This window comes from Ruegeria meonggei (assembly GCF_900172215.1).
Lineage (GTDB): Bacteria > Pseudomonadota > Alphaproteobacteria > Rhodobacterales > Rhodobacteraceae > Ruegeria > Ruegeria meonggei.
In genome coordinates, this window is record NZ_FWFP01000005.1 from 289,006 (window position 1) to 309,756 (window position 20,751).

Genomic DNA, 20,751 nt, shown 5'->3' on the forward strand with positions numbered 1-20,751 from the left:
TGATCCCATGTCAGACAATCGTGGATTTCAGCCGCGCGCCCTGGGCGAGATCGCCATTCGCTGTGCCGATATGGGGGCGATGGTGGCGTTTTATGAAGACGTGATCGGGCTGGAGCGCCTGAGCGGCGATCATAACAGCGCCATCACGTTCTTTCGCATTGCCGAAGGGTTTGGCGGTCATACGCAGGTATTGGCGCTGTTTCACCATTCCGCCGCCCCACGCCCTGGTCTGCACCCCAGCGGTGCACAGAGGCCAGCGACCGGTGCGGGCTCATCGCTGCATCACATAGCTCTGTCGCTGTCTTTTGCCGAACAAGACGCTGTGAAGCGTTGGTATAACAAGATCGGTCAGCCCTACCGCGTGGAGCAATTCGGCTGGATCGGCTGGCGCGGTATTTTCACTGAAGACCCCGAGGGCAATACGGTCGAACTGGTCGCCTATGATCCTTCGATGCTGGATCAGGCCTGATAGGGGCGCACGAAGACGGGTTTGTCTTGTTCTGACAGATCCGGGCGGTAGGCATAGCCGCCAGAATCGAATTCCAGCAAGCCTTTGGGATCGGTCAGGCGGTGCTGAATGACATGGCGTGCCATCGCTCCACGCGCTTTTTTGGCGAAAAAACTGACGATCTTGGGGGTGCCTGCTTTGTCTTCCATGAAAACCGGCGTGATGACCCGCAGTTTGAGCGCCCTCAGGTCGACAGCCCCGAAATATTCCTGACTGGCGCAGTTGATCAGGACATTGCTGCCAACTTCCTCGGCTTGGGCGTTCAGCGCCTTGCTCAACTGATCGCGCCAATATTCATACAGGTTCTTGCCGCGGCGGGTTTTCAGCTTGCTGCCCATTTCCAGACGATAGGCCTGAATCGCATCCAGCGGACGCAACACGCCGTAAAGGCCGGACAGAATGCGCAGATGATCCTGCGCCCAGGCCATCTCATCCGCATCCAGCGAGGTGGCCTCAAGCCCCTGATAGGTGTCGCCAGCAAAGGCCAGCGCGGCGGGACGGGTCGCATCTGCGGCGGGCGCATCAGAAAAGGCGCGATACCGGTCGCGATTCAACCGTGCCAGATCATCGCTCAGATCCATCAGGTTTTTCAGATCGCCCAGCGTCAGATTGCGGGCGGTTTTCGACAACCGGATCGCGTCGTCCTGAAAGTCGGGTTGGGTGGCCTCGACATCCCGTTCTGCCCAGTCCAGCCGTTTGGCCGGGGAAATCACTACCAGCATATCCGCCCTCGTTTCTTGCCTGTATCGGGATATCTAGCCCGCCACGCGCAGCACGTCCAGAAAGGCCGCGCCAAACCTTTCGTGACGACGGTCGCCCAGCAGCTTTTCGATCGCTTGCGGATCGTCAGAGCGCAGTTGCGCGACCTTGGCCAGTTGCGAGGCTGAACAGGTCAGTGGCTTGTCTATCCCGTCGGGTCCCCGCGATAGTTGCGATTGCACTTCCAGCAGCCGGTCGTAGATCTCGCCTTGATCGCGCCCGGCCAGTTTGCGCCGCGCCGGATGCAGTTCCTCGACCGCGCCGGTCAGAACCTCAAGGAATGTGACTCCGTAGCGTTCCAGCTTTTTTGCGCCAATCCCGCTGATTCGGGCCATGTCGTCCAGATTGGCGGGGCGGGTTTCGGCCATCTCGATCAGGGTGCGATCAGGGAAGATAACATAGGCCGGAACGCGTGCGGATTCGGCCAGCGCGCGGCGCTTGGCCTTGAGCGCAGATAGCAGCGGCGCGTCTTCCTCGGACACCATGGCCTTGACGGCAGGGCGTCGCGTGGCCTTGCGGAGCGTGTCCTTGCGCAGGTTGATCTGGGCTTCACCTTTCAGGATCGGTTTCGCGGCCTCGGTCATGCGCAACGCGCCGTGGCGGTCAGGGTCGGGGCGAACCAGATCATGGCCCATCATTTGCCGGAAAATCGCTTGCCACTGGGGCCGCGACCAGTCCTTGCCGATACCGTAGGTGGACAGCGCATCATGGCGACGGGCGCGGATCTTGTCGGTCTCGTTTCCCAGCAGGATGTCGATCAGATGGCCTGCACCGAACCATTCTTCGGTGCGCAGGATTGCGGACAGGGCCATGCGGACAGGGGTTGTGCCATCAAAGATTTCGGGCGGCGTGTCGCACAGATCACATTTGCCGCAAGATTCGGTCTGTTCGCCGAAATACCCCAGCAAAGTCTGGCGGCGACAGGCCAGCGACTCGGCCAGTCCCAGCAGAGAATTCAGCCGCGCGTGGTCGGCCATGCGCCGTTCGGACGGTGCAAGCCCTTCGTCGATCTGCGACCGACGCAGGCGGATATCATCCGCGCCAAACAGGGTCAGGGTTTCAGCAGGTCCGCCATCACGGCCCGCACGGCCGATTTCCTGGTAGTAGGCCTCGATCGATTTGGGCAGGTCGGAATGGGCGACCCAGCGGATATCGGGTTTGTCGATGCCCATGCCAAAGGCGACAGTTGCAACCACGATCAGGCCATCTTCGCGGGCAAAACGGGTCTCGACGATGCGGCGATCCTCGGCCTCCATCCCGCCGTGATAGTGACAGGCCGAATGCCCTTCGGCACGCAGGGCCTGTGCCAGCACCTCGGTCTTGTTGCGAGTGCCGCAATAGACAATGCCCGACTGGGTTTTGCGGGCAGCGGCAAAGTCGAGGATCTGTTTGCGCGGTCCGTCCTTGGCGGCAAAGGCCAGATGGATATTGGGTCGGTCGAACCCGCGCAGGAATTTGCGCGGGGCGCTGCCATCAAACAGCTTTTCAACAATCTCGTCCTGCGTTTCTGCATCCGCCGTGGCGGTGAAGGCCGCCAGCGGAACATCCAACGCGCGCCGCAGTTCTCCGATCCGAAGGTAGTCGGGTCGGAAATCATGGCCCCATTGGCTGACGCAATGGGCCTCGTCCACCGCAATCAGGCTGACATTGATCCGGCGCAGCATCCCCATCGCCGACCCGGCGGCCAGCCGTTCGGGGGCCATGTAAAGCAGCTTGAGCCGCCCGGCTTCCAGCGCTTCCCACACAGCGTCGGTTTCTTCGGGGGTGTTGCCGGATGTCAAAGCGCCCGCCTCGACACCGGCCTCTTGCAGCCCGCGCACCTGATCGCGCATCAGGGCGATCAGCGGGGAAATCACCACCGTGACCCCATCGCGCAGCAGCGCAGGCAGCTGAAAACACAGGGATTTACCACCCCCGGTCGGCATGATGGCCAGCACGTTTTCGCCTGCGGTCACGGCATCGACGATCTCCTCCTGACCGGGTCGGAAGTCATCGAATCCAAAGACATCTCGCAGCAAGGGTGCGGCGTCGAACATATGCGGGGTGACCCTGTTTTAAGGTTTATCTGCTCTTAAACAGGACAATCACATACTAAGAATCGGGGAACAAGTGGTCAGACGAAATAGCCCACATTGTTGATCAGGATGATCCGCAGCGCATAGACGCCGATCAAAACCACCAGAGGCGTCAGATCCAGCCCGCCCATGTTGGGCAGAACCCGCCGGATCGGGCCGTAGATCGGTTCCAGAATGCGGTTCAGACCGTACCAGATTTGCGCGACCAGTTGTTGATGCAGGTTGAGCACCTGAAAGTTGATCAGCCAACTCATGATCACATGGGCCAGAATGATGAACCAGACAATGTCCAGGATCAGCAGCAGAATTTGGATCAGCGACAGCATGGGGCCTCCGGATTTCACATTTGCTGAGACCTAAGCACCCCTGCGGTAAAGAGCAAGCCCGCACCAACAGAACGCTTGCGAATTGGCCCAAAGCCTCGTCATATGAAAGCAACAATAAACAGAGGCAGTGATGGCAGAGATTTCCAAGCGCAGGCGCATCTGGGGCTGGTGGTTTTTCGACTGGGCCAGTCAGCCCTATCATTCGCTTTTGGTCACTTTTGTCTTTGGGCCCTACTTCGCCGGGGTTGCCGCCGGGTATTATGCCAATACTGGTCTGGACGCGCAGGCGGCGGCCGCGCAGGCACAAACGGTCTGGGCGAATTGCCTGACCATCACCGGGTTGATCATCGCCTTTGGCGCGCCCTTGTTGGGGGCGATGGCGGACGTGTCGGGGCGGCGTATCCCCTGGATATTTGCCTTTTCAGTGATGTATGCCGTGGGCTCGGCGGCGCTGTGGTACACGTTGCCCGATGGGTCAAACATGTGGCTGATGTTGTCGGCCTTTGGTCTGGGTTTTGTGGGTGCGGAATACGCGTTGATCTTCATCAACTCGCAACTGCCCGAGCTGGGTGATGATGACGAAGTAGGCGAGATTTCGGGTTCAGGCTTTGCTTTTGGGTACTTTGGCGGCCTGATCTCGTTGGCGATTATGCTGGCGCTGTTTGTCGAACAGCCCAATGGCAAGACGCTGATCGGGATGGATCCGATATTCGGCCTGGACGCCGCTATGCGAGAGGGCACCCGCTTTGTTGGGCCGTTCACGGCCGGATGGTTCATCCTGTTCATGGTGCCCTATTTTCTGTGGGTTCGCGATGATCCGGATACGAACAAACAGGGCAGTTTGCGCGCGGCGTTGGGTCTGTTGGCCAAATCAGTGTCGGACCTGCGCCACCGGATTAGCCTGGCAAGCTATCTGGGGTCCTCCATGTTCTACCGCGATGCGCTGAACGGGCTGTACAGTTTCGGCGGCGTCTATGCAGCGCTGGTGTTGGAATGGGACTTGATCAAGATCGGTGTGTTCGGGATTGTCAGCGTTCTGGCGTCGGCCATCTTTGCGTGGATCGGGGGTAAGCTGGATCGCAAACACGGCCCTAAACCGGTCATTCTGGTGGCGATCTGGGTGCTGATCTTTGTCTGTGTGACCGTTGTGTCGATGGACCGGACGCAAGTTTACGGGATCGCCCTGCCGGATGGGTCCGGTCTGCCGGATCTGGTGTTTTTCGGGTGCGGTGTTCTGATTGGCGGTATGGGCGGCATCCTACAATCCGCCAGCCGATCGCTGATGGTGCGCCATACCGACCCCAAGGCCCCGGTCGAAAGCTTTGGTCTTTATGGCCTGTCGGGTCGTGCCACCGCTTTTGCTGCGCCACTGTTGATCGGTATTGCCACAGCCGTGACCGGCAGTGCACGTCTGGGGGTGTCACCGATCATTCTGTTGTTTATTGTGGGATTAATCCTGATGCGCTGGGTGAAACCGGAAGGGGATCAGAGCAGATGATTTTACTACGTTTTTTGGCCGTTTTGGCCGCGATCGCATGGGCAGGCACGGCTACGGCGCAACCGCTGGCCAAGCAATTGTTCGGGGCGCAAAAGCAGAACTCACAACAAAAGCCGGCCGCCTTCGGCAGTTATTCGCGCGGATGTGCGGCCGGGTCGGTGCAACTGCCCGAAACCGGACCGACATGGCAGGCCATGCGCCTGTCGCGTAATCGCAACTGGGGCCACCCCGAGGCGATTGATTATGTGCAGGACCTCAGCCGGTTTGCGTCGAAACAACCGGGATGGAATGGTCTATATATTGGGGATATTAGCCAGCCGCGCGGTGGGCCGATGACCTCAGGCCATCGCAGTCACCAGTTGGGGCTGGATATCGATATCTGGATGTTGCCCGGGGACAACATGAGGCTCAGCCGCAAAGCGCGCGAGAATATCTCGTCCATTTCCCTGCGTCGGGCCAATGGAGCCTTTATCAACGGCAACTGGACCAAACAGCACCACGCGGTGCTGCGTGAGGCCGCCAAGGACAAGCGTGTCGCGCGGATTTTCGTGTTTCCCGGCGCCAAGGTGCAAATGTGTAACGAGGAAAAGGGAAACCGGGCCTACCTACGCAAAATCCGACCCTGGTGGGGGCATCACTATCACTTCCATGTTCGACTGAAATGCCCCAGAGGATCGCGCGGTTGCGTCAATCAGGACCCGCCGCCCAAGGGGGACGGATGTGCCGACGCGCAGCAATGGGTAAACAACATCCTTAACCCACCGCCGCCCGATCCAAACGCACCTGCGCCCAAGAAACGTCGTGAGTATCGGATGGCAGATTTGCCCCAGCAATGCGCCCAGGTCCTGCAGTCCAACTGATCGCAGCGCTGGTTCTGGCGGGAACGGTTTGGGCGGTTGAGGTCCGGACGGCCAACCATCTGAACAGCTTTGCCTGGCGCGGCACAGCGGACTGGTTTGGCGGGTTCTCGGCGGTTCATATCTATGACGACGGTCGCCGCATGGTCGCGCTGAGCGACCGCGCGGTCCTTGTCCATGCCAGGATTGACCGGGACGAGGACTTGATCACCGGAATTCAAACCACCGGGCATTGGCCGGTTCTGTCCAGCACCGGGCAAAAATTGCCGGGCTATGTAGGCGATTCCGAGGGCATCGCTATGGCGCCAAATGGTGGGTTCTATGTGTCCTTCGAAGGAGTTCATCGCGTGGCCTATTACGCCTCACCCGGTGCAAAAGCGCGGGTGCTGCCCCGACCTGCAGCGTTCCGCGGGCTTGAGGGCAACGGCGCCTTCGAAGCGCTGGCGATTGATGGTCGCGGTCGGCTTTACACGATGCCTGAACAAAACCGCACCGCGCAGGGTGACATCCCGGTCTATCGTTGGGATGGCCAGACATGGGCGACGCCATTTGTTCTGCCTCAACGGGGCAGATTCCTGCCCGTGGCCGCGGATTTCGGCCCCGATGGTCGGTTTTATGTACTGGAACGGGCTTTGTCGCTGATTGGGTTCCGATCACGCCTGCGTCGTTGGCAGATCGCTGACGATGGACCGGGTGCCGAGGAGATCCTGTTCGAAACCGGCACTGGCACACATGACAACCTCGAAGGTCTGTCCGTGTGGCGCGATACACAGGGGAGGTTGCGCGGAACAATGATTTCGGATGACAACTTTCTGGCCCTGCAGCGCACTGAACTCGTGGAATATCTGCTGCCCGATTGACAGGGCCTAAGCAAAGGTCTAAACGCACGGCTTGCCTTGGGACGGTCCCTTGGCCAAGTCGCCGCTACCTTGTCAAAACGGGCATCAAAATATGCAACGCGCTTTCATTCCCGGCATTCTTGCCATGGCCGCCATTGTTGTGGCCTCGAACATTCTGGTCCAGTTCCTGATCCTTGACGGCCTGCTGACCTGGGGTGCCTTCACCTATCCTCTGGCCTTTCTGGTCACTGACATCATGAATCGCATCTATGGCGTGGCCACCGCCCGCAAGGTCGTGTTGGCCGGGTTTGTCACCGGCATCATCTGTTCGCTGATCGGCAGCCAGATCATGCTGCAGGGGGATGGGTTCACCTATGCCGCCGTGCCGCTGCGGATCGCTGTCGCCTCGGGAACTGCGTTCTTGTTGGCACAGCTGACCGACGTCACCGTGTTCAACGCCATGCGCGGCGGTCGTTGGTGGCGTGCGCCGCTTGTCTCGACCCTGGTTGGTTCCGCACTGGACACTGCACTGTTCTTCACCATCGCCTTTTCCGCCTCGGTTGCGATCTTTGGTGCCAATGCCGACGCCGCAATCAGCTGGGCGTGGGAGCCTGTGCCCTTCATGCTGTCTGGTCCGATGGCTCCGCTGTGGGTGACGCTGGCCTTTGCCGATTGGTTGGTGAAACTATCACTGGCGCTGGTGGCGCTGATCCCCTTCAAGATGATCGTTGCCCGCCTGACCGCACAGCCGGCATAAAAAACGCTTTGAGAATGGCACAACTTGTGGCACGCTTCTTTTCAACCGCAACAGATAGAAAAGGAGGTGATCCAGTGTCGAGAAAGAGATTGGAGAGAGGTGTCGGAACAACCGGGGGGATCGCCCGTTAGGGCAGCCCTTGGCGGAGCGCTCGCTCCGGCTGGTCGATTGATCTAACCGACCCCACCTCCTGAACTTTCGAAGGGCCGTCCCGCCGGGGCGGCCCTTTTTGTTTCTGCACGCCGCCTGTAAGGTCGCCAACATGTTGCGCATCAACGACGATATCACCCTGCAAGACTGGGAACTGACCGAGAGCTTTGTGCGTTCGTCCGGTCCCGGCGGGCAGAACGTCAACAAAGTGTCCACCGCCGTGGAATTGCGGTTCGAGGCGGCGCGCTCGCCCTCGCTGCCTGATCCGATCAAGGCGCGTCTGAAACGGCTGGCCGGGCGGCGCTGGACCAAAGAGGGCGCGATCATCATCCAGTGCGAGGAAACCCGATCACAGGCCCGTAACCGTGAGATCGCTCGCGCCCGACTGGCCGAGCTGATCGCCCGCGCGCTGATCAAACCCAAACGGCGCATTGCCACCAAGCCTACCTATGGGTCGGTCAAGCGGCGGTTGGCGTCTAAAAAGGCGCGTTCAAACGTCAAGGCATTACGGGGCCAGGTGCCCGAAGATTGATCTGGTAGTTTCGCGCCGCCTTGCTACTCTGCCACGCAAAGAGGATCTAAGGGGTAAGGCCATGCGGCTTGATGGAAAAACCGCGATTGTGACGGGCGGCGCATCTGGATTTGGCGCAGGTATTGCACGGAAATTCCTGACCGAAGGCGCGCGTGTCATGATTGCTGATATCAATGGCGATGCGGCCCGCGATATGGCGACCACTCTGGGCCCGCAGGCCATCGCGCATCAAGTCGATGTGGCGGATGCTGCGTCGGTGCAGGCGATGGCAGAGGCCGTCCGCGATCAGTTTGGTTCGCTCGATATTCTGGTCAACAATGCAGGCGTCACCCATCTGCCGACCCCTTTGGAAGAAGTCAGCGAGGATGACTTCGACCGGGTGTTCAACGTGAACATGAAATCCGTCTACCTGACCGCTCGTGCGTTTGTCCCGCAGATGAAAGGCCGTGGCACCGGAGCGATCCTGAACGTCGCCTCAACCGCGGGTCTGTCGCCGCGCCCGAACCTGAACTGGTACAACGCCTCCAAAGGTTGGATGATCACGGCAACCAAGACAATGGCCGTGGAACTCGCGTCTTCCGGCGTGCGTGTCAACGCGATCTGCCCGGTGGCAGGGGAAACGCCGTTGCTGAAATCCTTCATGGGTGAAGACACGCCCGAGGTTCGCGCCAAATTCCTGTCGACCATCCCGCTGGGCCGCTTCTCAACCCCCGAAGACATGGCCAACGCCGCCTGCTTTCTGTGCTCGGACGAGGCCAGCATGATCACCGGCACAGCGCTGGAGGTCGACGGTGGCCGCTGCATCTGATCCGCTCTTCATCTGGCTGATAATATCCCCGCCGGAGGCAGCGCGCCCGCGCGCTTTTTCACACCAACACCCGAGATCGCAATGACCCCCGGACCCAGAAACCTGATCACCGATGTCCCCGGCCTGCGTGTCGGCAACGCACAGGACATTGCGCTGAAATCCGGCACTACGGTCCTGACCGCCGAACACCCCTTTGTGGCGTCCGTTCACGTCATGGGCGGCGCACCCGGCACGCGAGAAACTGATCTGCTGGCCGCTGATAAAACGGTGACACAAGTTGATGCCATTACGTTGTCCGGCGGGTCCGCCTTTGGACTGGACGCCTGTTCTGGTGTCTCGGATGGGCTACGCGCGCAAGGGCGCGGCTTTAAGGTCGGCTCCGTCAGGGTGCCGATCGTTCCGGGTGCGATCCTGTTTGATCTGCTCAATGGCGGTAATAAGGACTGGGCCGATAATCCCTATCGCGCTTTGGGGCGAACAGCGTTGGAAACCGTGGCCGTGGAGTTTGCTCTGGGCACCGCTGGTGCGGGCACGGGCGCTCTGGCGGCGATGCACAAAGGCGGGCTGGGGTCGGCTTCGCTGGTGCTGGAATCTGGTGCGACGGTGGGGGCTCTGGTCGCGGCCAATCCGCTGGGCAGTGTCACCACACCCGGCGACCGCCACTTTTGGGCGGCGCCGTTCGAGGTCGGGGGGGAATTCGGTGGGCTGGGGCCGGACCCCACCGCTGGTTTGGGTCTGCCAACCGCCAGCCGCAAGGCTCAGGCGATGCGTCCCGCCGCACCGGACAAGACCAACACCACCATCGCCATTGTCGCCACTGACGCAAACTTGACCAAACCGCAATGTCAGCGGCTGGCCGTGGCCGCGCATGACGGTATTGCTCGCGCTGTCCTGCCTGCACACACGCCAGGGGATGGCGATCTGGTTTTTGGCGTCAGCACGGGCGCGCGGCCATTGCAGGCAGAGGCCGAGCTGGCGATGGTGGGTCACGCTGCTGCGCTGTGCCTGTCCCGGGCGATTGCGCGGGCCGTGTATCTTGCCACACCGGCGCCTGGGGATCTGTTACCATGTTGGCCCGAAGTATATGACATAAGTTAAGGACGACCCCTAGGCCGGGGTGACACAGTGTCCTCGCGCGGCAATCTGCGCGTTGACTCTTTCTTGCGCCAAGGTTCCATTTGGTGCAGCCAATATGTATCGGAGCAAAACCTATGAATCGCATCCTCGCTACCGCAATTTTGGGCCTGATGGCCATGCCTGCTTACGCCGAAGGTGATGCAGAAGCCGGGAAGAAGACCTTTAACAAATGCAAGTCCTGCCACATGATTGCTGATCCCGAAGGCGAAGTGATTGTCAAAGGTGGTAAGACCGGCCCGAATTTGTACGGCATCGATGGCCGCACCGCCGGCACCTTGGAAGGGTTCAAATATGGCGACAGCATCGTTGCAGCCGGCGAAAATGGTCTAGTTTGGGACGAGGCGACCTTTGTTGAATACGCAGTTGATCCCAAGGCGTTCCTGAAGGACTACCTCGGTGAGACTTCAGCCAAGTCCAAAATGACCTTCAAGCTGAAAAAAGGTGGTGAAGACGTCTATGCTTATATCGTCAGCGTCTCTGGCGAATAACGCCTGATCCCAGCTGTTCAGAAAGACCACGAAAGGCCGCAGCCCCTGCGGCCTTTCGTGCGATTGAAAAACGGACGGATCAACGCCACTTTGGGTCTGCGCGGCTCAGACCAGTATTCGCGCGTCTTGCCAAGCCAAGCCGATCAGGCCGCAGCTATGAAACACCCGGCCATGCAGGCGGATCGGCAGCAGGAGATGACAGATGGGAATCATGATCCCAGCCTGGGTTGATGGTGAATTGACCCCCGTAGAAAAGCTGGAAGCGCATGAAAAAGGCCTCAAGCACAAGGCAGTGTCAGTCTTTGTTGTGCGCGGCACCGAGATTTTGCTGCAACGTCGGGCCATGGGCAAATACCACACGCCGGGCCTGTGGGCGAACACCTGCTGTACCCATCCCGACTGGGGTGAGACACCATCGGAATGCGCTGTGCGTCGTTTGCATGAAGAACTGGGGATCACCGGTCTTTATCCCGAGTATCGTCACCGGCTGGAGTACCACGCCGATGTCGGCAACAACATGATCGAACATGAAGTGGTCGATGTGTTTCTGGCCCATGTTCGTGGCCCGCTCAAGATCGAGCCTAACCCGGACGAGGTCATGGATATCCGCTGGATCGATTACCACGATCTTCTGGCCGAAGTGCAGCGCCATCCGGCGCGGTTTACACCCTGGCTCAAGATTTATCTGCACAATCACGCCGACACGATTTTTGGCCCCGATTTGATCATCTCGGCCACGTCCTGACGGCTTCGGCTTGCAAGGGCGGCCTAAGCCGCCTAAATCAACGCGTCATGGCCAAGCAAAAGACAGACCCGAATTACAAAGTCATCGCCGAAAACCGGCGCGCGCGCTTCGATTACGCAATCGAAGACGATCTCGAATGCGGCATCATGCTGGAAGGGTCCGAGGTCAAATCCCTGCGTGTGGGTGGCACGAACATCGCCGAAAGCTATGCCTCGGTCGATGACGGAGAGCTGTGGCTGGTCAACAGCTATATCGCCCCTTACGAACAAGCCAAGTCTTTCAAACACGAAGAGCGCCGCCGCCGCAAACTGCTGGTGTCGCGCAAAGAGCTGTCGAATCTGTGGAACGCGACCCAGCGCAAGGGCATGACGCTGGTGCCGCTGGTTATGTATTTCAACCACAAAGGCCTGGCCAAGATCAAAATCGGCATCGCCAAGGGTAAGAAAAACCACGACAAACGCGAAACCCAGGCCAAGCGCGACTGGTCACGTCAGAAACAGCGGCTGATGAAGGATCACAACTGATCCTGCGCCCGCTCTAGAACGCCATCGCTGCGGACACCGCACGTTGCCAGCGGGTATAGGCGGCGTCGCGCTCGTCGGCTGACAAGACAGGTTCAAACCGCTGATCCAGCGCCCAGGTCTCAGAGAATCCCTGCTGGTCTGGGTAGACACCGGCCCGCATCCCCGCAAGCCAGGCGGCCCCCAGCGCGGTGGTCTCCTGCATCATCGGACGATCCACCGGCGCGCCCAAAAGATCGGCCAATCCCTGCATAGCCCAGTCCGAGGCGCTCATCCCACCATCGACCCGCAGGATCACCTCGGCGTTGTCGTCCCAGTCGCCCTGCATGGCGTGCCATAGATCGCGGGTCTGGAAGGCGATGCTTTCCAGTGTTGCGTTGGCAATCTCTGCCCGGCCGGAATTGCGCGTCAGACCAAAGATTGCCCCGCGGCATTCAGGGTTCCAATAAGGCGCTCCAAGCCCGGTAAAGGCGGGCACCATCACTACATGTTGGTTCGCGTCCGCTTTTTCGGCCAGTTCGCCGCTTTCGGCAGCGTTGTCGATGATCTGCAGCGCGTCGCGCAGCCATTGAACCGCCGCACCCGCGATAAAAATTGACCCCTCCAGCGCATAAGTCCGCTGACCGTCCAGCTGATAGGCAATCGTTGTCAGCAGGCGGTTTTTCGACTCAACCGGTTTGTCGCCAGTGTTCAGCAGCGCAAAACACCCCGTACCATAGGTCGACTTCATCATGCCGGCGTGGAAACAGGCCTGTCCGATCGTGGCGGCCTGCTGATCGCCCGCGACGCCCAAAATCGGGATATCCCCTCCCAAAAGGGTTGTGGTGCCGAAATCGGAGGCGCAGTCATGTACCGTAGGCAGCATGCTCATCGGCACGTCCAGCAGGTCGCAAATTTCGGCGCTCCAATCCCCTTTGTGAATGTCGAACAGCAGCGTGCGCGCAGCGTTTGTGGCGTCGGTGGCGTGGCTGCGCCCTTCGGTCAGGCGCCAGATCAGAAAGCTGTCGATGGTGCCGAACATCAACTCTCCAGCGTCGGCGCGGTCGCGGGCACCGGGCACATTGTCCAGCAGCCATTTAACCTTGGTGCCTGAGAAATACGGATCCAGCAACAACCCGGTCTGGTGGGTCACGTCATCTTCGCATCCGGCCTGCTTGTAGCGCGCGCAGATATCGGCGGTTCGGCGGTCCTGCCAGACGATGGCGTTGTGGATGGGGGCACCGGTGGCGCGGTCCCAGATGACGGTGGTTTCGCGCTGATTGGTGATGCCTATACCGGCGATCTGGTCAGGGGTGACGCCGGTTGTCTCCATGGCTTCGCGGCAGACGCGCAGAACACTGTCCCAGATTTCCTCAGCGTCGTGTTCGACCCAGCCTTCCTGCGGGAAATGTTGGGTAAATTCATGCTGCGCGGTGCCCGCGCGCTTCATGTTCGCGTCGAACAGAATGGCCCGTGAAGATGTGGTGCCCTGATCAATGGCAAGAATAAAGGTCATCCCTCGTGCCCCTCCCGTTTGGCTTTGCGGGACTTTAGCGCAAACAGTGACGCAGGTTCCAGAGCGTTCAGACAGGAATATTGTCGATCAGGCGCACGCCATCAGCCCAGGCTGCCGCAAACAGTCGCGCGGGACGGGTGGCGTGGGTCAACGGGTCCAGCGTTTCGGCGCAGCGCAGTTGGATATACTCCACCTGTGCAAATCCTGCGGCCAGCAACTGCGTTTCCGCCTGCGTGGCCAGCGGACCAAAGGTATCGCCGTTTTTCAGCGCCTGGGCCAGGTTCTGCATGATCCTATGCTTGTGCGCGGCGACCTCCAGCCCTTCGGGTGACAGGCGCAGATTGCGTGATGACATCGCAAGGCCCGAGGCTTCGCGCATGGTCGGGCAGCCGACCACCTGGACCGGGATGTCCAGATCCCGTGCCATCCGGCGCACGACCATCAACTGCTGATAGTCTTTTTCCCCGAAATAGGCTCTGTCTGCCTGAGTTTGCAGAAACAGCTTCGCAACCACCGTGGCGACACCGTCGAAATGGCCGGGGCGAAATTCGCCCTCCATCACATTGGTCAGGCCTGCAACCGATACCGTCGTGGCAAAACCCTGCGGATAGATTTCTTCGGGATCAGGTACATAAATCGCGTCGACACCAAAGGGCAGCAGCTTTTGCGCGTCTTCGTGTTCGGCCCGCGGGTAATTGGCCAGATCTTCGGGGTTGTTGAACTGTTTGGGGTTCACAAAAATGGTCACGATCACCCGGTCACAATCCCCCTTTGCGGCTTCAACCAGTGATAGGTGACCCTGATGCAGCGCGCCCATGGTGGGAACCACGCCGATAGCCTCGCCTTGGCGGCGCCATTGCGTCGTCAGCGTGCGCAGATCGCTTAACCGGCGCAAGATTGGCGCAGTCATGTCTTGGGACCCTTGACCGGGGCCTGATCGGCGAACACATGTTCGGATGCGGGAAAGCTGCGCGCGCGCACTTCAGCGGCGTATTCGGCAATGGCGGCTTCGGCCTGTTGGCCAAGCTCGGCATAGCGTTTGACGAATTTCGGTTTGAACGCGGTAAAAAAGCCGACCATGTCATCCACCACCAGAATCTGCCCGTCACACCCGGCTGATGCGCCTATACCGATAGTGGGGATCGCGATCTCGGCGGTGATCCGGTCGGCCAGACCTTGGGGAACCTTCTCTAATACGACGGCAAATGCGCCGGCTGCCGTCACCGCATGGGCATCGGCCAGAACCGTCTGACCCTGATCGTCGCGGCCCTGAACCTTATAGCCGCCCAGCGTATTGATCGATTGCGGCGTCAGGCCAATATGCGCCATCACCGGGATGCCGCGCTGGACCAGAAAGCGAATGGTGTCGGCCATTTCGACACCACCTTCCAGTTTGACCGCCCCGGCCCCGGTTTCCGCCATCAGGCGGGCGGCGTTGCGGAAGGCGTCAGCGGGCGAATGCTCGTAACTGGCAAAGGGCATGTCGACGACCATCATCGCGTTGTCCAGCCCGCGCGCAACGGCCTGTCCGTGCAGGATCATCATCTCCATCGTCACCCCAAGGGTCGAGGTCAGCCCGTGCAGCACCATGCCGACACTGTCGCCCACCAGAACGAAATCGCAGTGATCATCCATCAGCCGCGCCATTGGCGTGGTATAGGCGGTCAGGCTGACCAAAGGTTCGCCGCCTTTGCGGGCACGGATATCCTGGGCATTCGGGGCCGTTTTGCGGGCTGTGGCGCTCATGATCGCTCCTCCGGGGTTCATGTTGCAGCGCGGCATAACAGATCGGACCGGGCCATAGAAACCCCGGTTGCGCGAACATTTCCTTGATTGACCCAAGGTTTAAAGGGACATTACCGATAGAACGGCCCCTGAAAACACGGGGCCACAAATATTCAGTGGGGAGAGATTTTTATGACAAAGCAGACATTTCGGTCCTTTGCGTCGGTTCTTGCAGTCGGGGCCAGCCTGTTTGCCACGCAAGCTCTGGCCAAATCCGACATCACCATCGCGATGCAGCTGGAACCACCGCATCTGGACCCAACCAGCGCCGCGGCGCAGGCTATCGATTCGGTGGTGTATACCAACATATTCGAAGGTTTGACCCGGTTCATGGGTGACGGATCAGTGGTGCCCGGCCTGGCTGAAAGCTGGGAGATCACGGAGGATGGTACCGTTTATACCTTCAAGCTGCGCGATGGCGTGACCTTTCATGACGGCACCGCGATGGATGCCGAGGACGTCAAATTCAGCCTTGACCGGGCGATGGCTGAGGACAGCGCCAATGCGCAAAAGGCGCTGTTCGACGCAGTTGCCAGCGTCGAGGTTGTTGACCCCCTTACCGTCAAGGTCACCCTGTCCGAGCCCAACGGCAATTTTCTGTTCAACATGGCCTGGGGCGACGCAGTGATAGTCGCGTCGGAGAGCATTGAAGGTATCAAGACCAACCCGGTGGGCACCGGTGCCTTTACCTTTGGCGATTGGGTGCAGGGCGACAGCATCACGCTGAACCGCAACCCTGATTATTGGGGTGATCAACCGGCGCTGGAAACCGCCACGTTCAAATTTATCTCGGACCCTACGGCCGCGTTTGCGGCGATGATGGCCGAGGATGTGGACGTGTTCGACAATTTTCCCGCGCCCGAAAACCTGCCGCAGTTCGAGGCCGATCCGCGGTTTCAGGTCCTGGTGGGGTCAACCGAAGGTGAGACGATCCTGTCCACCAACAACAAGCAGCCGCCGCTCGATGACATCCGCGTTCGGCAGGCGCTGGCCCATGCCATCGACCGTCAGGCAATTATTGACGGCGCGATGTTTGGATACGGCACGCCAATCGGCACCCATTTCGCGCCGCACAATCCAGCTTATGTCGATCTGACCGGAAATTCAGCATATGACCCCAAAAAAGCCGCCGAACTGTTGGCGGACGCGGGCTATGCAGAAGGGTTCGAAACTACCCTGCATCTGCCACCTCCATCCTATGCCCGTCGCGGCGGTGAAATCATTGCCGCTCAGTTGGCCGAGGTTGGTATCAAAGCCGAGATCATAAATGTGGAATGGGCACAGTGGCTGGAATCGGTGTTCAAGGGTAAGGATTTCGGCCTAACCATCGTCAGCCATACCGAACCGATGGATATCGGCATCTATGCGCGGCCCGATTACTACTTCCAGTATGACAGCACCGATTTCCAGGCGCTGATGGAGACGTTGAACACAACCACTGATCCCGATGAGCGCACCAAGCTGATGGGTGAGGCGCAGCGCCTGATCGCAAACGACTATGTCAACGGCTATCTATTCCAGCTGGCCAAGCTGGGCGTTGCCAAAGCGGGCGTGCAGGGCCTGTGGGAAAACGCACCCACAGCTGCAATTGATCTGACACAGATCAGCTGGTCCGAGTGACCCGATAGCCGGGGATCAAATCCCCGGCTTTTATCCGGCCCCGTCGATCAGCCAGTTGCCATGTACCCAGCCTTTGCGACGGGGCTGGCCATAATACACACCGTACCACTTGCCGTCCCGGGTGCAGGTTCTGACCAGGTCGCCATTGTGCAACTCGTCGATCTTACTGAATTGCGACCCCGGTCCGGTGCGCACGGACAGAAACCCGTCACCATTGGGATCCAGGCCCGAGACGATGCTGCCTGCGCAGCCCGCCGCCTGATCGTCCTCGATGATTGTGAAATCCTGATCCAATTGTTGCGCGGCGGCTGTTCCTGCCAAAAACACCAGTGTCAGAGCCAGTTTTGTACAATCCATAGCTAAACCTCCTAAATCAATACCGAAAGCCTAAGGCGCAGGGTGGGGTGTCGCAAGTTTCTCCTGTTTCCCTGCTGGCTGAAAGGTCGTGCTGGACCCGCAGCGCAAGCGCCCGTAACGTGGCTTTGATGCTCCGCTATGCCCTCAAACGTCTGATTTCGCTGATGATCAGCTTGGCCGTGGCCTCGGTGGTCATTTTCGCGGTGATCGAAGTAGCACCCGGCGATCCGGCCTCGTTCATGCTGGGGGTGAACGCTCAGGAAGACACGTTGGCAGCCCTGCGGGCTGAGCTGGGGTTGGATGTCTCGAAAGTGCAGAGGTATTTCAACTGGGTCGGCGGCATGCTGGTCGGGGAGTTCGGCACTTCCTACACCTATCGCACACCGGTGGCGCAGATGATTGCAGACCGCTTGTGGGTGTCCCTGCCGCTGGCGCTTTATGCGCTGGCGCTGTCGACCCTGATTGCCTTCCCCGCCGGGATTTATGCCGCCGCCCGCCGGGGCAAGGCCGGGGATCTGACCGTGATGGGCGCGACACAGCTGGGCATCGCGGTGCCCAATTTCTGGGTTGCCATGATGCTGGTGCTGATCTTTGCCATCAATCTGCGCTGGTTCAACGCGGGCGGGTTCGCAGGATGGGACAACGGTTTTTGGACCGGGCTGCATTCGCTGACCCTGCCGGCCATCGCACTGGCGCTGCCGCAGGCGGCGATTCTGGCGCGGGTCATGAGATCCTCGCTGCTGGACATTCTGGGCGAAGATTTCATGCGCACCGCCCGCGCCAAAGGCCTGTCACGTCGTCAAGCGTTGTGGCGGCACGGGGTACGCAATGCACTGATCCCCGTGCTGACCATCATCGGGTTGCAATTTTCCTTTCTGCTGGCTGGGTCGATCATCATTGAGCAGGTGTTCTACCTGCCCGGCCTCGGGCGGCTGGTGTTTCAGGCCATCTCGGCCCGCGACCTGATCGTGGTGGAATCGGTGGTCATGCTGCTGGTCTTTGCGGTGATCACGGTGAACTTTCTGGTCGATCTGGCCTATGCCGCCGTCGACCCAAGGCTGAGGGGTCGGACATGAACCGCAACCTGATCCTTGGCGCGACGCTGTCGTCGCTGGTTGTGTTGGCAGCGTTGGTGTCCTTTGTCTGGACGCCCTATGAGCATGCGGCGCTGAACATCCCGGCCAAGCTGCAGCCGCCCAACGCGCAGCACTGGTTCGGTACGGATCATTTTGGGCGCGACATGTTCTCGATGATCATGGTGGGCGCGCGGACGTCCATTGCAGTGGCGCTGGTGGCGGTGGGGATTGGCGTCGGCTTTGGCGTGCCGCTGGGTCTGACGGCGGCGGCGCGCAGGGGATCCTGGCTGGATGAGGTGATCATGCGCGGCAATGATCTGGTCTTTGCTTTCCCCTCGCTGGTCATTGCTATCCTGATCACCGCCGTCTTTGGCGCCGGCGCGATCAACGCGATCATCGCCATCGGCATCTTCAACATCCCCGTCTTCGCCCGCATCACGCGCGGCGCCGCGCTGTCGCTGTGGGAGCGCGAGTTCATCCTCGCCGCCCGCGTCTCGGGCAAGGGTGCGGCGCGAATATCGCTGGAGCATATCCTGCCCAACGTTGCCAACCTGTTGATCGTTCAGGGCACGATCCAGTTCAGCCTTGGCATTCTGGCCGAGGCGGGCCTGTCTTATGTTGGCCTCGGCGCACAGCCGCCGACACCCAGCTGGGGCCGAATGCTGGCGGATGCACAGACAATGGTCAGTTTTGCCCCGCATTTGGCTCTGATTCCGGGATTTGCAATCATCGTGACGGTGCTGGGGCTGAACCTGCTGGGTGACGGGTTGCGTGACTGGCTGGACCCTCGGATCCGGGTGGCCCGCGCATGAGCTTGCTGCAGATCGAAGACCTTTCGCTGTCCATCCATGGCACAGATATCCTGAAGCGGGTCAGCCTGACCATTGATCCGGGTCAGATCGTGGCCGTCACAGGTGAAAGCGGCTCGGGCAAGTCGATGACGGCGCTGGCTGTCATGCAGTTGCTGCCAATCGGGGCCAGTATTGACGGCGCGATCCGGTTTAAAGGGCAAGACCTCCTGACCCTCTCTGAGGCAGCGCTGTGCGCCTTGCGCGGGGCCGCGGTTGGCATGGTGTTTCAGGAACCGATGACCGCGCTCAACCCGGTGAAAACCATCGGCGATCAGGTGACCGAAACGATCCTGATCCACAAGGCCATGCCCCGCCTGCAGGCCACCGAACGCGCACAAGAGGTTCTGACCCGCGTGGGCTTGCCGCCCGACCGGTTCCCCTTGTCACGCTATCCGCACGAGTTGTCCGGTGGCCAGCGCCAGCGCGTCGTTATTGCCATGGCAATCGCCCTGCGCCCCAAGCTTTTGATCGCGGATGAACCGACAACGGCGCTGGACGTGACCACGCAGGCGCAGATCCTCGACCTTCTCAAAGGGTTGGTACAGGAATACGATATGGGCCTGCTGATGATCACCCATGATCTGGCTGTGGTCGCGGATATGGCGGACCAGATTGTCGTGATGCGCCAGGGCGAGGTGGTTGAAAGCGGTGCCACCACCCATTTGCTGAAACATATGAAGCACCCCTATACACGGATGTTGTTCGAGGCGTCGGACCATCAGGTGATCCTGCCTGACCCTGTCGACCCACGACCCCTGTTGCAGGTGACGCAAGTGGTTCGCGATTACCGCCTGCCCCGGAAACGCCTGTTCGATGCGCCGGGCCATCACCGCGCGGTGGACGGGGTCAGCTTTACCCTCAACCGCGGGGAACGTCTGGGCCTGGTGGGCGAGTCTGGGTGTGGAAAATCGACCCTAACACGGGCGATATTAGGACTAGAGGACGTAAAGGAAGGCGAGATTCAGCTGAACGGCCAGCCCGTATTCACCGGTCACAAGCCCAATTTGGCGGTGCGCCGTAAGATGCAGGTGGTGTTTCAGGACCCTTATGGCAGCTTCAATCCCCGCCACCGCGTATCGCGCCTGATCACCGAACCCTTCCATCTGCTCAAGCCCCAGCCCATTGGCTCGGAAAAGCAGGATCGCATTGCCGAGATGCTGACCGCCGTGGGTCTCAGCCCCGATGATGCAGGCAAGTACATCCATGAGTTTTCGGGTGGCCAACGGCAACGGATCGCCATCGCCCGAGCCCTGATCATCCGCCCCGAGTTGATCGTGTTCGATGAGGCGGTCTCAGCCCTTGATGTCTCGGTCCGGGCGCAGATTCTGGATCTGCTGGTCGAGCTTTGCGCCGCCTACGACCTGACCTATCTGTTCATCAGCCATGACCTGAGTGTTGTGCGCACCATCACCGACCGGGTGCTGGTGATGCAGGCAGGACAAATCGTTGAGCAGGGCGAAACCGAGCAGGTCTTTGCCAGCCCCCAACACGCTTACACTCGCACCCTGATCGACGCCGCGCCGACCCTGCCGGATATCGGTCAATACGTGGCATAATCCCAAGAGTT

At 60.1% G+C, this 20,751-nt stretch carries 23 protein-coding genes; 16 read left to right on the forward strand and 7 right to left on the reverse strand.

Annotated features, from left to right (window positions below):
• The first annotated feature begins 7 nt into the window (after nt 1-7).
• Nucleotides 8-469, forward strand: a complete 462-nt coding sequence (locus tag RUM8411_RS10445) for a VOC family protein (RefSeq protein ID WP_085822625.1) — start codon at nt 8-10, stop codon at nt 467-469.
• Here the strand turns inward: RUM8411_RS10445 and yaaA are convergent.
• The 3 genes from yaaA to RUM8411_RS10460 all read right to left on the reverse strand — a co-directional run bounded on the left by yaaA (nt 460) and on the right by RUM8411_RS10460 (nt 3,668).
• Nucleotides 460-1,230, reverse strand: coding sequence for a peroxide stress protein YaaA (yaaA, locus tag RUM8411_RS10450; protein ID WP_085822626.1), 771 nt, complete (start codon nt 1,228-1,230; stop codon nt 460-462). The genes RUM8411_RS10445 and yaaA overlap by 10 nt on opposite strands.
• A gap of 33 nt (nt 1,231-1,263) precedes the next feature.
• Entirely contained in the window at nt 1,264-3,303 is a 2,040-nt protein-coding gene (recQ, locus tag RUM8411_RS10455; RefSeq protein ID WP_085822627.1) for a DNA helicase RecQ, read from the reverse strand.
• A 77-nt stretch (nt 3,304-3,380) separates the two neighbouring features.
• Complete coding sequence (locus tag RUM8411_RS10460; protein WP_085822628.1) at nt 3,381-3,668, reverse strand: YggT family protein; 288 nt, start codon at nt 3,666-3,668, stop codon at nt 3,381-3,383.
• Nucleotides 3,669-3,798: 130 nt separating this feature from the next.
• Between RUM8411_RS10460 and RUM8411_RS10465 the strand changes: the two genes are divergently transcribed.
• From RUM8411_RS10465 to smpB, 11 genes are all read left to right on the forward strand, one after another.
• The gene (locus RUM8411_RS10465) at nt 3,799-5,166 is read left to right on the forward strand and encodes an MFS transporter (protein ID WP_085822629.1); all 1,368 of its coding nucleotides are present in this window, start codon (nt 3,799-3,801) and stop codon (nt 5,164-5,166) included.
• Nucleotides 5,163-6,026 (forward strand): penicillin-insensitive murein endopeptidase, encoded by an 864-nt coding sequence (gene mepA / locus RUM8411_RS10470; RefSeq protein ID WP_085822630.1) that lies wholly within the window; start codon nt 5,163-5,165, stop codon nt 6,024-6,026. Before RUM8411_RS10465 ends, mepA begins: the two co-directional genes overlap by 4 nt.
• Nucleotides 5,999-6,883, forward strand: coding sequence for an esterase-like activity of phytase family protein (locus tag RUM8411_RS10475; RefSeq protein WP_085822631.1), 885 nt, complete (start codon nt 5,999-6,001; stop codon nt 6,881-6,883). Before mepA ends, RUM8411_RS10475 begins: the two co-directional genes overlap by 28 nt.
• Before the next feature lie 91 nt (nt 6,884-6,974).
• A complete protein-coding gene (locus RUM8411_RS10480) occupies nt 6,975-7,619 on the forward strand; it encodes a queuosine precursor transporter (protein ID WP_085822632.1) in 645 nt (214 codons plus the stop codon).
• Between the two features lie 262 nt (nt 7,620-7,881).
• Entirely contained in the window at nt 7,882-8,301 is a 420-nt protein-coding gene (gene arfB / locus RUM8411_RS10485) for an alternative ribosome rescue aminoacyl-tRNA hydrolase ArfB (RefSeq protein ID WP_085822778.1), read from the forward strand.
• Nucleotides 8,302-8,362: 61 nt separating this feature from the next.
• Complete coding sequence (locus RUM8411_RS10490) at nt 8,363-9,109, forward strand: SDR family oxidoreductase (RefSeq protein ID WP_085822633.1); 747 nt, start codon at nt 8,363-8,365, stop codon at nt 9,107-9,109.
• 81 nt (nt 9,110-9,190) lie between these two features.
• Entirely contained in the window at nt 9,191-10,207 is a 1,017-nt protein-coding gene (locus tag RUM8411_RS10495) for a P1 family peptidase (RefSeq protein ID WP_085822634.1), read from the forward strand.
• A 113-nt stretch (nt 10,208-10,320) separates the two neighbouring features.
• Complete coding sequence (locus tag RUM8411_RS10500) at nt 10,321-10,734, forward strand: c-type cytochrome (RefSeq protein WP_085822635.1); 414 nt, start codon at nt 10,321-10,323, stop codon at nt 10,732-10,734.
• A 57-nt stretch (nt 10,735-10,791) separates the two neighbouring features.
• Nucleotides 10,792-10,965: a hypothetical protein gene (locus tag RUM8411_RS22710; RefSeq protein WP_159453881.1), complete on the forward strand. Its 174-nt coding sequence runs from the start codon at nt 10,792-10,794 to the stop codon at nt 10,963-10,965.
• The gene (gene idi / locus RUM8411_RS10505) at nt 10,937-11,479 is read left to right on the forward strand and encodes an isopentenyl-diphosphate Delta-isomerase (RefSeq protein WP_085822636.1); all 543 of its coding nucleotides are present in this window, start codon (nt 10,937-10,939) and stop codon (nt 11,477-11,479) included. The genes RUM8411_RS22710 and idi overlap by 29 nt, the downstream gene beginning before the upstream one ends.
• 47 nt (nt 11,480-11,526) lie before the next feature.
• Nucleotides 11,527-12,003, forward strand: a complete 477-nt coding sequence (gene smpB / locus RUM8411_RS10510; RefSeq protein WP_085822637.1) for an SsrA-binding protein SmpB — start codon at nt 11,527-11,529, stop codon at nt 12,001-12,003.
• A 13-nt stretch (nt 12,004-12,016) separates the two neighbouring features.
• Here smpB and glpK read toward each other — a convergent pair whose 3' ends face one another.
• The 3 genes from glpK to panB all read right to left on the reverse strand — a co-directional run bounded on the left by glpK (nt 12,017) and on the right by panB (nt 15,241).
• Complete coding sequence (gene glpK / locus RUM8411_RS10515; RefSeq protein ID WP_085822638.1) at nt 12,017-13,495, reverse strand: glycerol kinase GlpK; 1,479 nt, start codon at nt 13,493-13,495, stop codon at nt 12,017-12,019.
• 67 nt (nt 13,496-13,562) lie between these two features.
• Nucleotides 13,563-14,405 carry a pantoate--beta-alanine ligase gene (panC, locus tag RUM8411_RS10520; RefSeq protein ID WP_085822639.1) on the reverse strand — a complete coding sequence of 281 codons (843 nt, stop codon included), beginning with the start codon at nt 14,403-14,405 and terminating at the stop codon, nt 13,563-13,565.
• Nucleotides 14,402-15,241 carry a 3-methyl-2-oxobutanoate hydroxymethyltransferase gene (gene panB, locus RUM8411_RS10525; protein ID WP_085822640.1) on the reverse strand — a complete coding sequence of 280 codons (840 nt, stop codon included), beginning with the start codon at nt 15,239-15,241 and terminating at the stop codon, nt 14,402-14,404. The genes panC and panB overlap by 4 nt, the downstream gene beginning before the upstream one ends.
• A 171-nt stretch (nt 15,242-15,412) precedes the next feature.
• On the opposite strand from panB, the gene RUM8411_RS10530 reads away from it, so the two are divergent.
• A complete protein-coding gene (locus tag RUM8411_RS10530; RefSeq protein WP_085822641.1) occupies nt 15,413-16,900 on the forward strand; it encodes an ABC transporter substrate-binding protein in 1,488 nt (495 codons plus the stop codon).
• Between the two features lie 30 nt (nt 16,901-16,930).
• Here RUM8411_RS10530 and RUM8411_RS10535 read toward each other — a convergent pair whose 3' ends face one another.
• A complete protein-coding gene (locus tag RUM8411_RS10535; protein ID WP_085822642.1) occupies nt 16,931-17,257 on the reverse strand; it encodes an SH3 domain-containing protein in 327 nt (108 codons plus the stop codon).
• A 128-nt stretch (nt 17,258-17,385) separates the two neighbouring features.
• Here RUM8411_RS10535 and RUM8411_RS10540 point away from each other — a divergent pair, with 128 nt between their 5' ends.
• From RUM8411_RS10540 to RUM8411_RS10550, 3 genes are read left to right on the forward strand one after another with little or no spacing between them, the layout of a single operon-like run.
• Complete coding sequence (locus tag RUM8411_RS10540) at nt 17,386-18,333, forward strand: ABC transporter permease (RefSeq protein WP_085822779.1); 948 nt, start codon at nt 17,386-17,388, stop codon at nt 18,331-18,333.
• Complete coding sequence (locus RUM8411_RS10545) at nt 18,330-19,145, forward strand: ABC transporter permease (RefSeq protein ID WP_085822643.1); 816 nt, start codon at nt 18,330-18,332, stop codon at nt 19,143-19,145. The genes RUM8411_RS10540 and RUM8411_RS10545 overlap by 4 nt, the downstream gene beginning before the upstream one ends.
• The gene (locus RUM8411_RS10550) at nt 19,142-20,740 is read left to right on the forward strand and encodes an ABC transporter ATP-binding protein (RefSeq protein ID WP_085822644.1); all 1,599 of its coding nucleotides are present in this window, start codon (nt 19,142-19,144) and stop codon (nt 20,738-20,740) included. Before RUM8411_RS10545 ends, RUM8411_RS10550 begins: the two co-directional genes overlap by 4 nt.
• Nucleotides 20,741-20,751 lie beyond the last annotated feature (11 nt).

Coding starts and splice junctions, on each gene's coding strand:
- RUM8411_RS10460 (WP_085822628.1), bottom strand. CDS start 3,668: ATGCTGTCGCTGATCCAAATTCTGCTGCTGATCCTGGACATTGTCTGG.
- RUM8411_RS10465 (WP_085822629.1), top strand. CDS start 3,799: ATGGCAGAGATTTCCAAGCGCAGGCGCATCTGGGGCTGGTGGTTTTTC.
- smpB (WP_085822637.1), top strand. CDS start 11,527: ATGGCCAAGCAAAAGACAGACCCGAATTACAAAGTCATCGCCGAAAAC.
- RUM8411_RS10550 (WP_085822644.1), top strand. CDS start 19,142: ATGAGCTTGCTGCAGATCGAAGACCTTTCGCTGTCCATCCATGGCACA.
- RUM8411_RS10445 (WP_085822625.1), top strand. CDS start 8: ATGTCAGACAATCGTGGATTTCAGCCGCGCGCCCTGGGCGAGATCGCC.
- RUM8411_RS10475 (WP_085822631.1), top strand. CDS start 5,999: ATGCGCCCAGGTCCTGCAGTCCAACTGATCGCAGCGCTGGTTCTGGCG.
- arfB (WP_085822778.1), top strand. CDS start 7,882: ATGTTGCGCATCAACGACGATATCACCCTGCAAGACTGGGAACTGACC.
- RUM8411_RS10495 (WP_085822634.1), top strand. CDS start 9,191: ATGACCCCCGGACCCAGAAACCTGATCACCGATGTCCCCGGCCTGCGT.
- yaaA (WP_085822626.1), bottom strand. CDS start 1,230: ATGCTGGTAGTGATTTCCCCGGCCAAACGGCTGGACTGGGCAGAACGG.
- RUM8411_RS10530 (WP_085822641.1), top strand. CDS start 15,413: ATGACAAAGCAGACATTTCGGTCCTTTGCGTCGGTTCTTGCAGTCGGG.
- glpK (WP_085822638.1), bottom strand. CDS start 13,495: ATGACCTTTATTCTTGCCATTGATCAGGGCACCACATCTTCACGGGCC.
- RUM8411_RS10540 (WP_085822779.1), top strand. CDS start 17,386: ATGCTCCGCTATGCCCTCAAACGTCTGATTTCGCTGATGATCAGCTTG.
- RUM8411_RS10545 (WP_085822643.1), top strand. CDS start 18,330: ATGAACCGCAACCTGATCCTTGGCGCGACGCTGTCGTCGCTGGTTGTG.
- RUM8411_RS10480 (WP_085822632.1), top strand. CDS start 6,975: ATGCAACGCGCTTTCATTCCCGGCATTCTTGCCATGGCCGCCATTGTT.
- panC (WP_085822639.1), bottom strand. CDS start 14,405: ATGACTGCGCCAATCTTGCGCCGGTTAAGCGATCTGCGCACGCTGACG.
- RUM8411_RS10500 (WP_085822635.1), top strand. CDS start 10,321: ATGAATCGCATCCTCGCTACCGCAATTTTGGGCCTGATGGCCATGCCT.
- idi (WP_085822636.1), top strand. CDS start 10,937: ATGGGAATCATGATCCCAGCCTGGGTTGATGGTGAATTGACCCCCGTA.
- RUM8411_RS10490 (WP_085822633.1), top strand. CDS start 8,363: ATGCGGCTTGATGGAAAAACCGCGATTGTGACGGGCGGCGCATCTGGA.
- mepA (WP_085822630.1), top strand. CDS start 5,163: ATGATTTTACTACGTTTTTTGGCCGTTTTGGCCGCGATCGCATGGGCA.
- RUM8411_RS10535 (WP_085822642.1), bottom strand. CDS start 17,257: ATGGATTGTACAAAACTGGCTCTGACACTGGTGTTTTTGGCAGGAACA.
- panB (WP_085822640.1), bottom strand. CDS start 15,241: ATGAGCGCCACAGCCCGCAAAACGGCCCCGAATGCCCAGGATATCCGT.
- recQ (WP_085822627.1), bottom strand. CDS start 3,303: ATGTTCGACGCCGCACCCTTGCTGCGAGATGTCTTTGGATTCGATGAC.